This is a genomic window from Priestia sp. TRN 1309 (assembly GCF_050846875.1).
In the GTDB taxonomy this organism is placed as follows: Bacteria; Bacillota; Bacilli; order Bacillales; family Bacillaceae_H; genus Priestia; species Priestia zanthoxyli.
Genome location: NZ_JBOZGM010000001.1, coordinates 775108 through 787602 on the forward strand (window position 1 = coordinate 775108; position 12495 = coordinate 787602).

Sequence of the window (12495 nt, forward strand, 5' to 3'; positions counted from 1 at the left end):
TCATTCACGTAGAGAAAGGCAGGGAGAAATCGGTTGAAAACATTAAAAAATCAACATCAAGAAAAAATCTCAAAGGCAATGAAGAGTGTGTTAAACGAGCAGGAGGCTGTTAATCAGAATTATTGGCGATTACAATACCATGTGTCTACACCGGCATATTGGATGAATGACCCGAACGGATTTTGCTTTTACAAAGGTGAGTATCATTTATTCTATCAGCATCATCCATATTCTCCCGAGTGGGGGCCAATGTTTTGGGGGCATATAAAAAGTAGAGATCTCACTCATTGGGAACATCTCCCTATTGCTCTTGCTCCGAGTGAAGAATATGACCAAGATGGATGCTTTTCAGGAAGTGCAGTTGAAAAAGATGGAAAGCTTTATGCCATGTATACAGGGAATGTGTGGACGGGAGCTAACTATGATACGGACTTACGACAAGTTCAGTGTCTTGCTGTAAGCGAAGACGGCGTTCATTTTAATAAAGCAGTTCAAAACCCAGTTATTGATTCAGTGCCTGAAGGGAATATTCACCCTGATCATTTTAGAGATCCAAAAGTATGGAAGAAAGATGACTATTATTATTGTGTTCTTGGATCACGCACGAAGGATCATGAGGGCCAAGTTCTTTTGTATCGTTCAAGAGATCTAATGGATTGGGAGTTTATAAATATAATGGCCAAAAGCCAAGGGAATCTTGGTTTTATGTGGGAATGTCCAGATCTTTTTAGTCTCGACGGACAGGACGTGCTTGTCATGTCGCCTCAAGGAGTAAAACCAGAAGGAGATCTCTATCATAACTTACATCAAGCTGGATATATAAAAGGAAAATTAGACTATAAAACGGGGCTGCTTCAACATGAAGATTTTCAACTTTTAGACTATGGGTTTGACTTTTATGCTCCTCAAACAACAGAAGATGAACATGGCAGACGAATTATGATAGCGTGGATGGCTATGTGGGAAAGCTGCATGCCTGAACAAAAATACAATTGGGCAGGAGCAATGACTATTCCACGTGAGCTTTCTATTAAACAAGGGAACATAATTAGTAAACCAATTCCAGAGCTTAAGCAGCTTCGTCAACATCACGTGCAGTATAAAAATATTATCGTTAGTGGAGAACAAGAACTTGCAGGTATTTCAGGTGATTGTTACGAACTTGAAGTGAAAATTAACGCAAAAGCCGCTTCAAAATTCGGAGTGAAATTGCGAACAGATAACGAAACTCACCAAGAAACGCTTTTAACCTATGATAGATTAGAAAGTTTGTTTATCTTTAATCGCGATAACTCAGGTGAAGGTGATGGAGGAGTAAGAAAAGCACCTGTTGGATTAAATGATAACCACCTGCATCTTCATCTCTTTGTCGATAAATCGTCCATTGAAGTTTTTATTAATGAAGGCGAGAAAGTGATGACGAGCAGAATCTATCCTGTAGAAAATGCAAAAGGTATTTGTTTCTTTGCTGATCAAGAAATTGAATTGATTACCTTAAGCAAATGGAACTTAAGTAAGGGCGTTTCCCCGCTGATGTTTAAAGGATAATTAGATTCACTTGAAGAACAGGCTTCCTAGAGAGGTGCTGTTCTTTTTTATAGAGTCAAAACTCCCATTCGTTTTCAGAGTTTATTAAATGTTTATACTCATTAAGAACAGGTAAATCAGTAGTAAAAGACGTTTTCAAGGAGGAATACTATATGCCTTACAATTCATTAAAAGAATTGCCTGATGGAGTAAAAGATAACCTTCCTCATCATGCTCAGGAAATTTATAAAGAAGCATTTAACTCAGCGAGTGACGAATACAAAGAAGAAGCTACGGCGCATAAAGTTGCGTGGAATGCAGTGAAAACAAAGTACAAAAAAGATAGTAATGATAACTGGGTGAAAAAATAGCGAGAAAAGAGCTTAAAAGTAGTTTAGTGGAAGGAAGATCCGAACGATAAACTGTTCGGATTTTTTTATTATGAGGGTGAATGTAGGTGCTTGTAGCCGTTAATTGGATAGCAAGGCGAAAGACTCCTGCAGACTCACTTGCCGCCTGCGAAAAGCGAAGCCTTGCATGGAAATTAACAGCGGTGTAACAAGCCATTCATACTCGATCATTTATCCCTTTTATATCATTACTTATTCTTTTTCAGCTACGGTAAAGTATTGAACGCTGCTTTTAACGAGTACTAAGTCATTTGCTAAGTCCAATACTTTACTTTTATCTTCAAATCTATATTGTATGTAGTTCTTTGCACGAATAAGTGATTTAGTTTCAACTATATGACTGATTTCACCATTGATTAAATGAAACGTTACTTCAAACTTTTTCATAAGAAAACACCTCCATAATATCAATTTTTACTATTACCTCATTTCTAATACCATTTCTTTTGAACGTTTTTTACAAAAGATTTCACGCAATCCATCTCTAACAATGGAATGTTTTAACCCTACCCAATTTTTGATATTGACAGATTGGCAATACTTTGTGAGACTTAATATACATGATGTTCATTAGTTTACATTATGTATAAAATGTATGTTGACGATACAGGATAGTTTAAATAGTCCATCGTATGTCTTAATAAAAGTGATACAAGGAGATCAACTATGACTAAAAAAGTAGATCCTAGGATAAAAAGAACAAATAAATACTTAAGAGACGCTTTAGTCGAACTTCTTAAGGAGAAAGATGTCACGTCCATTACGATTCAAGAAATTACGGAAAAAGCGGAATTAACGCGAGGAACATTTTATTTACATTATCAAGATAAGCAAGACTTTCTTGTTCAGATTATGAATGAAGTTTTAGAAGAGCTAATAGAGCAAGTAAAGCCTAAACAAAATAACGAGGTTTCCTCAGAAGTGGAAGAAAAAGATGAGTCTGTTTCTTTTTTAAAGCTTTTTGAATTCATCTACGAACACGCGGATTATTTTAAAGTCATGCTAAGTGACCGAGGATTGCCTCAATTCAGAAGTCATATGACGGAAATTGTAAAGAAAAGAGTGTACGGAGAGCTAATCTCTTCGATTGGAGAAGAAGAGGATGGACTGGATATTCCTAAAGATATCCTGATTAGCTATATTACATCAGCTCATATAGGTGTCATTTGTTCTTGGTTAGAAAGCGATATGAAATTTAGCCCTGCATTTATGGCTGATAAATTAACCCGTTTAACTCTTCTAGGGCCAATTCGAGTGGCAGGTTTAGAAAATAAAATAAAGCTTCCTTACTGAAGCTTTATTTTTTAGTTTGTTCAAATAAAGATATTTTACAATCATGAAAGGCAGAAAGGAATTGTGGTATGAAAATAGAAAAACACTGGGGGATTTCCTTACTGGCAGTTTTAGCTATTGGTCCTGGTTTAATGTTAAACACGTCATTAAATTCTATACGTGACATTCTCCAACAAACGTTTCACAATCAATCTTATATTTCGATAACACCGGTTTTAATAGGGGTTATAAGCTTTGCATTTTGTATTCCGTTTGGACCTATCCTTCGACACAAGTTAGGGGAGAGAAGGAATTATGTTCTTTCGATGTGTTTGTTTCTTATAGGAGCTATCGTAAGTATTGCTTCTAACAGCTTCTTAGGAATGGGAATTGGTCGTTTTTTACAAGGGATAGGAACGGGTTTAGCACTTATGATGATGATTCCAATGCTGGTTCTTTCTTTTCCGATTCAGAAACGGAACTTGGCATTACTGATTCTTATTGGCGGATTTTATGGCTCTAGCGTTGTGGGTATTTTTCTCGGAATGTTAGTGAAAAGCTACGGACACTGGAGATGGTTATTTTATATAGCGGCCGTACTTTCCTTACTGGGAATAGGTTTTAGCTACAAATTTTTAACAAATGATCATGCCAAGCAACAGCAAAAACATCATGAACCATTTGACATCATCGGTGCAGCGTTAATGTTTATGGTTACTGTATTTATTACGTTTACATTACTTAATCTCCAAAAATCAGGATGGGCATCTACTTATGTATGGATAGGCATAGTAGGAAGCATCATTTTTTTATGTTTTTTATTTATAGCAGAATGGCATATTAAAAATCCTTTAATTCCCTTTCGATTAGTGGCTTCTCGAAAACCAGCTCTCGCTATCTTAATCGCTGTTATAGGAAATATTAGTATGAGTCTCACTCTTTTATCCCTACAAGGATTGCTTAAAAGTGAATCTGGTTTTGATAAAGGAGAGACGTCACTGATCTATATCGGGCTTTTTGCGGGGGTAGTAATTGCGGCCATATTAAGTGCCGTACTATATGATAAAGTTGGGCCGGGCGTATTAGGTATTATAGGAGCCGTCATTATTATGGGAGTAAACATACAGTGGATGTATGTGGACGGTCATGCTTCAGCTTTTCTCTTTATTATCAGCTTTGCCGCTTTAATCGCAGGAGTAGGATTCACAGTCGCTGCAGGTCTGATGGGTGCTGCTTTAGGCGGACCACTACCAAGTTTAGTCCCTCGAATGGTCACGGTTCAATTTATAAGAGTTACAGTATCGGCAGTCATCCCTGTAATCAGCAGTATTGTTTTTGCAAAGGTGTATAAAGATCACCTGGCGACAGTAAGCGCAGAGAGCCAAGTTGCCAGTAAAGAAAATTTTACTCAGTCTCTACATGTAAAATCTGAAATCATTACGTATCATACCTTTTCTACGTTTTCGTGTGTATTAAGCATTGTGGTATTCATTCTCTCGTTTTTGATGTTTTTAACAGGTAAAGGACACAAGCTGGCTCACAAGCCGCATGATAAAGAAAAAAATAAAGAAAAGCTGAGTACTGAAAAGGTTCACAGTAAAAAAGCTACTCCCGTTTTTAAGCGTTCGCCTAAAGAGATTGTTTCGAATGGAGTCATTGGTGACAGCGAGTATAGAGAAGCTTTGAAAAAGTTTGGTCAGCCTAAACCTTCTCCTGATAAAATGCTGCATATGAGAGATCAAGAATATAGAAAAGCTCTCAAAAGGATGAAGGATATAGGACAATAAGTTAAACTGAAGAAATTGGAATAAAGAAGAGAAAGAGCAAACTCACGTGCAAGGAAGTTTGCTCTTTTCATTTCTACATGTACGCTTTACAGGTATGTTTTATGTAAATTAATAACTAATACAAAAAACACAGTGCAAATATAGGTGGATATATGTATAATTATTTATAAAATAGAATAAAAATCCAAAAGGAGAACCTAGATGAATTCCTTCATAAAAGAAAGCATTGAATCCCTTGATACACAATTGGATATAGTCCAAACTTGTATTAGTAGATTAACAGATGATGATATTTGGAAAAAGCTCCGTCAAGAAACGAATAGTATTGGAAACTTATGTTTACATCTTGCCGGCAGCGAATATGCATTTATCGCCAGCATAATTGGTGGTAAGCCTTTTATTAGACAGCGATCTAAAGAGTTTACTGACAACAGAGTAATGAATGCTGATCAGCTGATAGAAAATTTAATCCTTACACGACAACAAAGTAAAGAAGTTATCGGGAATTTTGATTTTAACGATTTAGAAAAATCCATACAAATGCCCTCTACAACAAGTACCTTAATTCCAGAACCAAGTAAAATACAGTCTTGCTTAAGTGTTATCTTATATGCCGTTGAACATTATGCCTATCATACGGGACAAATCGTTTATATGACGAAGCTGCTTCAAACGGAAAATGAACATATCTTAAAATGGAGACACTGAATTCAATCATTCTGTTCAGAACTATTAGTTATTCATAGGTATATAGATATCATTATTTAGTGTATTTTAGATAGAAACAGTGCTTATAGCTGTGTTACAATATTCCTGGATACAAAGTGGAAATTCATTTTTCCTTTGTGCAGGGGAATGGTATAAATATGTGCCTTTCCTCTTTTCATTTTTTGGTTCTATCTTGCTTATTGAAAAAGCATATACATAAATGGGAAACAGTTTACATACGTAATTTAGAAATGAAATGGAGAGAGAGGTATCTGTGGAAAGAAACGAATTTAGAAGACAAAAAGCAATCCGGTCAAAAGAGAAGAGAAGGAAAAAGCTTAATCAGCACAATGTCTTAAACTTATTACTAATCTTTATATCGGTATGTATCGTTTGTCTGCTAATCAACTTATCATTGAGATAGAAAAAAATTCACCAAAAAGAGTACGTAAAAGAGAGGAAGACAATTTAATATGAGTAATCAACAAACAGTAGCCGAAAGCTCTAACATCAAAGCGCTGCCGATTATTACATCGTTTCTTATTGCCGGGTTTATCGGTTTATTTAGTGAAACAGCGCTAAATATGGCGTTAAAAGAGCTAATTTCAGGCTTTGGTATTCACGAAACAACGGCACAATGGCTAACAACAGGGTATCTATTAACGTTAGGAATTTTGGTACCTATTTCAGGTTTTATTCTTCAGCGGTTTACGACGAGACAGCTTTTTATAGCATCGCTAATCTGCTCGATTATCGGAACATTTATTGCTGCTATCGCACCAACATTTGGGGTACTCATGATTGCCCGTGTCGTGCAAGCTGTGGGAACGGCCTTGCTTTTACCGCTTATGTTTAACACCATTCTTGTTATTATTCCGCCGCATAAGCGTGGAAAGTCAATGGGAATCATCGGCCTCGTTATTATGTTTGCCCCAGCTGTTGGACCAACTGTATCAGGCTTAATCTTAAAAACATTAACGTGGCACTGGATTTTCTGGATTTCACTTCCGTTATTAGTTGTTGCTTTAGTGTTTGGAGCTTTCTTTATGCAGAACGTTACGACACCAACAAAGCCAAAAATCGATATGATTTCTGTTGTTCTTTCAACGATAGGTTTTGGAGGAATTGTATTTGGATTTAGCAGCGCTGGAGAAGGCGGGGGCTGGGGAAGTCTACAGGTTATTCTAACTCTTGTCATTGGAACGATCGCGTTAGTTGCATTCTCTATTCGTCAAACGAAGATGAAAGAGCCAATGTTAGACCTTAAAGCCTTTAAGTATCCAATGTTTACAATTGGTCTTTTATTAATTCTAGTCTGCATGATGGTACTGCTGTCTGCGATGATGATTTTACCTCTGTACTTACAAACATCATTAGCTTTATCAACCTTTGCCGCTGGCCTAATGCTTCTTCCTGGAGGAGTGATTAACGGAATTCTTTCACCAGTTATGGGCGGATTATTTGACCGTTTTGGTCCTAAATGGCTAGTTATTCCTGGACTTTTGATTGTAGCCGGCACTATGTATGGTTTTTCAACCGTAACGCTGGAAACGTCAACAGGGTTTATCATTGGGTTACACATTGCGCTTATGATTGCCATTTCGATGATTATGATGCCAGCTCAAACAAATGGTTTAAACCAGCTTCCACCAGAGCTGTACCCGCATGGAACAGCGATTATGAACACCTTGCAGCAGGTTTCTGGAGCAATCGGAACAGCTGTTGGAATCTCGATTCTGTCATCAGGTTCAAGAAGCTTCCTTGAGACGGTGTCAGATAAAATGGATCCATTAAACCAAGTTCTTGCCTTTACCAACGGTGTTCAACATGCATTCGTCTTTGCGATTATTGTTTCCATTGTTGGATTGGTTATCTCGTTCTTTATCAAGAGAGTTAATGTTGAACAAAAAGCGCATTAATAAAAAAACACAGACCATTATAGATGGTTTGTGTTTTTTTTTGTGATAGGCGGACACTATAAGAAGAACTAGATGAAGTATATTGAGGTGAGTTCACTTATGATATCAAGAAAACACTTAGGATTTAACTCATCTATAATAGCAATTCCGTGGTTATCGTTGTTGTTTATAGGAAAACGCAGCATAAGACGTTATTCGTTAGCAGGGATTTTTATTATTATCTTTGAAATTATTAATCATTTGTATGGGCATCAGAAGAAGTGGTGGAAATTTTATGATAAAAAAGATTCGTTTATAAAAGATGAACTTCCTTTTAGCATTGGGCCTTATATGCCTCTTTCAATGTGGCTGCTTAAATGTTCATATGGAAACTTTAAGAAGTTTTTATTGCTGAATGTTATAGCTGATGGAATCTTTGCTTTTTACTTTATTGATGTTCTTAAAAGGTTGAAAATTGTAAGTTTAAACCGAATAAATCATTTTCAATTTTTTATCTACCTTCATTACAAAGCATATTTGTTATATGGAGTGCAGTATTTATTTGAAAAGGTGAAAAGATGGAATTAATCTTATCTTTTGCTTTTAAACCTAAAACTCACGATATAAGCTATTACTAACGAAATAACAGCAGCAACACTAATCTTTATATAAGAAATCTCTAAAGTCCAAGGACCATATTGATTCGCGTTCAAATGATACATGGACCACCATTGGCCATCTTGCCCGTTAGAAAAAGAGAAGATGATCCATAGAAGGAACAAGAAAAGGAACCACACAAAAAAGACGATAATATTAGCGATTTTCTTATTTATTGGTTAGCCCTCCAACTTATAATTTATAGGTAATGTGCTTCTTTCTTATTATAGTAACAGTAATCGGAAAAACGTAAGAGGTTTTATTGAAAGAGGCTGAGTAATCTAATTGATGTCTGCTTTGTGTAATACTAAAATTAAATGTAGCAACCTAAAAACATATTTCTACATAAGTAGTAAAAGCATGGAAGGGAGGAGGAATAAATGAGTGATTTTGAGTTCTCTGAACGGACCTATACGATCTCTAACTTCAAACAAAATGGGTATGAAAAACTTGTTCTATCTAAACCACTTGATGAAAATGAAGCTGAAGTCCCAGTTACAAGGCGATGGTTTTGGAGTACGGATATAGGAGAATGGGAAGAAGTTGAAATTACGATAGAGGGAAATAGTGAAAAGCCATACGAGGAATTTGTTGAAATGGCGGATTGTATATTGAAACAATTACATATCTATCTTAAAAGGTCATTCGAGTATTTAAAGCAGTTCATTTCTGCACAAAAATTTAGTGTCTATTATCTGTCCGCTGTAAGTTTTGGGCAGCTTTTAAATTTTGACGGACATATTCTTGCAGGATGTTCTTTAGCTTTTGTTTACGGCGATTATCCCAATGTATTTCAATATAAAGTAAAGTTCAACAGAAGTGGATGGCCTATTGGTTTTGAAGGTGGACCGCTATAAAGAGATAAAAGCAGAGAATTAACATATCAGTTTGTGACTATATATTTAGGGCGAATTTTTCAACAGCAGTTAAAGAGGGGAATGTATATTAAATGAGTGAATTCAATGAAAAAAAGACATTTGAAAAAGAGTTCTCAGAAGACGTAATTGACATAGCAGCGGTTACAGGTTCAGTAGGGATTGGTGCTGGAATGTCCAGTGAAGAGACGTTATGGACAGCATCAATTGATTTAATCGCATGGAAAAGTTTAGATGAAAATGAAGCTGTCAAAAAAGAAGAGATACAGCTTAGATGGCTAGTGGACGAGGAAGAAGTGGAAAAAGCAATGAATCTACTGCAAAGTAATACCGTTGTAAAGCTACAAGTACGTACGGGAACGGATTCAATGATGCTCGTTAACATTCTGGAACCAGAGTATGAAGACGGAGAGTTAGAAACGATAGTAAAAGAATCAGTAAAGCCGGTTTATTATCATGATGAGATATTTGGCAAGTTTACACTTGAAAAGGGTATTAAAGTTTTTGAAAGAAACATTGCTTGGGAGAATGAACAGTGCGAGCTGTATTTCGACTGGCATGAAGATGAAAGTATGATGAAGTCTGCGCTGAAGACAGCACATACACTCTTTGAGAAGCAGGATAAATGGAGCCGGAAAATTAGAATGTATGCCGCAGCGGAACTGGTCGATTTAGCAAACGATTGGCTACAGGAAAAGGATGAAATAGAGGAAATTACAGAAGAAATGTTTATGGATTTTATGAGTTTAGACACTATATCCGTTTATCCAGAAGGTGATTTTGATTTTTATTTTTCTGATGGAGATATGTTTGCAGGACATAGTATCGTTGTAGAAGGAAATATAAATGGGACTTTTACTAGGGCTCAAATTGCAGGATAAATAGAGTGGTTGAATGATAGTTTAAAAACAATTATGTAGTGTAAGAGAAGGAGTTTATCCTTCTCTTTTTTTATTCAATCTTGTTTTTACTCTTTTTAGGGCTTGGAGCATATACGAATTACTATGCTGCTTAAACGGATTTGTATGAGTTTTTCATGATAGTAAACGTTTACTACTAAATTATTCTGTGATAATTATATTTTTGCTGGATTTTTTAACGATTAAAAGCAGTTTTTATCTTTATTTATCAGAAAATAAAAATTATATTGACAATTAAACGTTTACATTTTATGATTAATTACGTAAACGTTTACTATAAGTTTAAAGTTAAAAATTAAAACAACAAAGGGGATGTTTTTAATGAAAAACAAAGTAAAATGGAGTGGCGTATTTCCAGCAGTTCTTATCCCATTTAAGGACGATTATTCGATTGATGAAGAGGGCTTTCGTTCTTTAGTTCGCTGGGTTGCAGGTCACGAAGGGGTTAATGGAATTGTAGTAAATGGTCACACAGGGGAAATCATGACTTTACTACCTGAAGAACGTGCAGAAGCTGTAAGAATTGCAGCTGATGAATTAAAAGGACGTATTCCTGTTATCTCTGGTGTTTCAGCAGAGGGAACAATCGAAGCTATCCAACACGCGCAAGCTGTAGAAAAAGCTGGAGGAAGTGGGATCCTTCTTATGCCTCCACATTCTTGGCTGCGATTTGGAATGCAAGAAGAATCACCAGTACAGTTTTTTAAAGACGTGGCAGAAGCGATCAACATCTCAATCGTTGTTCACCAATATCCAACTTGGACAAAAACTTCGTATACAACCAGCCAATTATTAGAAATGGCTGCGATTCCAAACGTTGTGTCTATTAAAGTCGGACAACGAGATATTGCACAATATGAAGTAGATATTCGAGCTCTAAAAAAGAATGCGCCTGATGTTTCACTGTTAACGTGTCATGATGAATACTTGTTACCTACTTTAGTTCAAGGAATCGACGGTGCATTAGTTGGATTTGGTTGTTTTGTGCCAGATTTAATCGCGGAATTAGTGAAATGTGTGAAAGATCAAGACTTAACGGCTGCGAATGCTGTGTATGACCGTATCTTTGAATTAAAGCAGGCTGTATATAAAATGGATGAACCTTCTTCTACTTCTCACTTGCGTATGAAAGAAGCGATGTATCAACGTGGATTAATTAGTAGTTCATTAGCGAGACGTCCAGTATTACCTTTAAAAGAAGAGGAAGTAGAAGAAATTCGTCAAGGCTTACTAAAAGTCGGATTATTAAAAGATGAAGTGAAAGCGTAATAAACATTGTAGATAGTGGTTGCAAGATTGCAACCACTATTCTTTAGTATTTAGGTGGGACTCGTTTATAATAGATAGATATACTTGACCCACGGAGGTATGTACTATGAGCGTAAGTATTAAGGACGTGGCACTTAAAGCTGGTGTGTCAACAGCTTCTGTCTCACGAGTATTGACAAATAAACCTGGTGTTGGAGCGAAAACCGCAGAGCGAATTCGTAAAGTAATGGAAGAATTAGATTATCGTCCTAATTTAGGAGCTAGAGGACTTGTTAAACAAAACACAGGAAATATTGCAGTTGTGGTTCCACGAGGATCATTTATTTTGAACAATCCATTTTTTTCAACCGTTTTAGAAGGAATAGCGAAAGGAATCGACCAAACAGACTATAATATGATGATGTCATTTACCTCTTCTCAACAGAAGAGGTTGCTTGAAACTCAAGCTGTAGATGGGGTTATTCTTTTTGCACCTAGAAATGAGGAGCTAAGTCTAGAATGGTTAGAAAGTATCCGATTACCGATTGTCGTAGTAGGGAGCTATTTAGAAGGGTCTCCTTTCCCATGCGTGCGACCGGATGATGAAGATGGTATCAAACAAGCAGTGGATGCTCTTTATCAGCTAGGACATAGGAATATCGGAATCGTAAATGGGCCGATGAGTTCCATGCATAGTGTCAGGTGTTTAAATGGATATAAAAAGAAAATGGATGAACTAGGTTTACCTTTTTCTTCTGAAAACGTATTTGAGATTGATGAGTTTGACGCTTTAAAAGCAACAACAGAAGTAGCGACATTTTTAAAGAAACATAGCAACATTACAGGGGTCGTTTGCTCATCTGATTATTTAGCCATCGGGGTTATTAAGGCAGCCAATATGCTTGGACTATCTGTACCCAAAGATTTATCAGTGGTCGGGGCAGATGATGTTCCAATTTCAGATTTTATCACGCCTGCTTTATCTACAGTGCATGTCGATTTATTAGGTATTGGTCAAAGAGCAACCTCGATACTGATGAATATGCTCGAAGGAAAACAGATTCGAAAAAAAGATGTCGTATTCAATATGGAGTATATTAACAGATCTACAACTGATAGTCCAAAACATAACTAAGATTCATACCTAGGCTCTAAAAAGATTTTAGAGTCTACTGTTTGCTGCCTTTAACTGT

At 36.4% G+C, this 12495-nt stretch carries 12 protein-coding genes; 11 read left to right on the top strand and 1 reads right to left on the bottom strand.

Annotation, left to right across the window (positions count from 1 at the left end; genetic code table 11):
• The first annotated feature begins 33 nt into the window (after window positions 1-33).
• A complete protein-coding gene (locus ACRPLQ_RS04090) occupies window positions 34-1548 on the top strand; it encodes a glycoside hydrolase family 32 protein (RefSeq protein ID WP_028414865.1) in 1515 nt (504 codons plus the stop codon).
• 152 nt (window positions 1549-1700) lie between these two features.
• Window positions 1701-1898: a ChaB family protein gene (locus ACRPLQ_RS04095; RefSeq protein ID WP_033580050.1), complete on the top strand. Its 198-nt coding sequence runs from the start codon at window positions 1701-1703 to the stop codon at window positions 1896-1898.
• 231 nt (window positions 1899-2129) lie between these two features.
• Here ACRPLQ_RS04095 and ACRPLQ_RS04100 read toward each other — a convergent pair whose 3' ends face one another.
• Window positions 2130-2324: a hypothetical protein gene (locus tag ACRPLQ_RS04100; protein ID WP_028414863.1), complete on the bottom strand. Its 195-nt coding sequence runs from the start codon at window positions 2322-2324 to the stop codon at window positions 2130-2132.
• 279 nt (window positions 2325-2603) lie between these two features.
• Here ACRPLQ_RS04100 and ACRPLQ_RS04105 point away from each other — a divergent pair, with 279 nt between their 5' ends.
• The 9 genes from ACRPLQ_RS04105 (at window position 2604) to ACRPLQ_RS04145 (ending at window position 12437) form a co-directional block, all read left to right on the top strand.
• Entirely contained in the window at window positions 2604-3230 is a 627-nt protein-coding gene (locus ACRPLQ_RS04105) for a TetR/AcrR family transcriptional regulator (protein ID WP_325077543.1), read from the top strand.
• A gap of 68 nt (window positions 3231-3298) precedes the next feature.
• The gene (locus tag ACRPLQ_RS04110) at window positions 3299-4996 is read left to right on the top strand and encodes an MFS transporter (RefSeq protein ID WP_432235696.1); all 1698 of its coding nucleotides are present in this window, start codon (window positions 3299-3301) and stop codon (window positions 4994-4996) included.
• Between the two features lie 201 nt (window positions 4997-5197).
• Window positions 5198-5704, top strand: a complete 507-nt coding sequence (locus ACRPLQ_RS04115) for a DinB family protein (protein ID WP_028414860.1) — start codon at window positions 5198-5200, stop codon at window positions 5702-5704.
• A gap of 473 nt (window positions 5705-6177) precedes the next feature.
• A complete protein-coding gene (locus ACRPLQ_RS04120; protein WP_432235697.1) occupies window positions 6178-7623 on the top strand; it encodes a DHA2 family efflux MFS transporter permease subunit in 1446 nt (481 codons plus the stop codon).
• Between the two features lie 99 nt (window positions 7624-7722).
• On the top strand, window positions 7723-8190 hold the full coding sequence (locus ACRPLQ_RS04125; protein WP_432235698.1) for a hypothetical protein: 468 nt from the start codon (window positions 7723-7725) through the stop codon (window positions 8188-8190).
• Between the two features lie 449 nt (window positions 8191-8639).
• The gene (locus ACRPLQ_RS04130) at window positions 8640-9116 is read left to right on the top strand and encodes a hypothetical protein (RefSeq protein WP_432235699.1); all 477 of its coding nucleotides are present in this window, start codon (window positions 8640-8642) and stop codon (window positions 9114-9116) included.
• Window positions 9117-9208: 92 nt separating this feature from the next.
• Window positions 9209-10015, top strand: coding sequence for a DUF2262 domain-containing protein (locus tag ACRPLQ_RS04135; protein ID WP_432235700.1), 807 nt, complete (start codon window positions 9209-9211; stop codon window positions 10013-10015).
• Between the two features lie 360 nt (window positions 10016-10375).
• Window positions 10376-11323: a dihydrodipicolinate synthase family protein gene (locus ACRPLQ_RS04140; RefSeq protein ID WP_028413776.1), complete on the top strand. Its 948-nt coding sequence runs from the start codon at window positions 10376-10378 to the stop codon at window positions 11321-11323.
• A gap of 106 nt (window positions 11324-11429) precedes the next feature.
• Window positions 11430-12437, top strand: coding sequence for a LacI family DNA-binding transcriptional regulator (locus ACRPLQ_RS04145; RefSeq protein ID WP_034267372.1), 1008 nt, complete (start codon window positions 11430-11432; stop codon window positions 12435-12437).
• Window positions 12438-12495: the final 58 nt, after the last annotated feature.

Coding starts and splice junctions, on each gene's coding strand:
- ACRPLQ_RS04095 (WP_033580050.1), top strand. CDS start 1,701: ATGCCTTACAATTCATTAAAAGAATTGCCTGATGGAGTAAAAGATAAC.
- ACRPLQ_RS04100 (WP_028414863.1), bottom strand. CDS start 2,324: ATGAAAAAGTTTGAAGTAACGTTTCATTTAATCAATGGTGAAATCAGT.
- ACRPLQ_RS04105 (WP_325077543.1), top strand. CDS start 2,604: ATGACTAAAAAAGTAGATCCTAGGATAAAAAGAACAAATAAATACTTA.
- ACRPLQ_RS04110 (WP_432235696.1), top strand. CDS start 3,299: ATGAAAATAGAAAAACACTGGGGGATTTCCTTACTGGCAGTTTTAGCT.
- ACRPLQ_RS04115 (WP_028414860.1), top strand. CDS start 5,198: ATGAATTCCTTCATAAAAGAAAGCATTGAATCCCTTGATACACAATTG.
- ACRPLQ_RS04120 (WP_432235697.1), top strand. CDS start 6,178: ATGAGTAATCAACAAACAGTAGCCGAAAGCTCTAACATCAAAGCGCTG.
- ACRPLQ_RS04125 (WP_432235698.1), top strand. CDS start 7,723: ATGATATCAAGAAAACACTTAGGATTTAACTCATCTATAATAGCAATT.
- ACRPLQ_RS04130 (WP_432235699.1), top strand. CDS start 8,640: ATGAGTGATTTTGAGTTCTCTGAACGGACCTATACGATCTCTAACTTC.
- ACRPLQ_RS04135 (WP_432235700.1), top strand. CDS start 9,209: ATGAGTGAATTCAATGAAAAAAAGACATTTGAAAAAGAGTTCTCAGAA.
- ACRPLQ_RS04140 (WP_028413776.1), top strand. CDS start 10,376: ATGAAAAACAAAGTAAAATGGAGTGGCGTATTTCCAGCAGTTCTTATC.
- ACRPLQ_RS04145 (WP_034267372.1), top strand. CDS start 11,430: ATGAGCGTAAGTATTAAGGACGTGGCACTTAAAGCTGGTGTGTCAACA.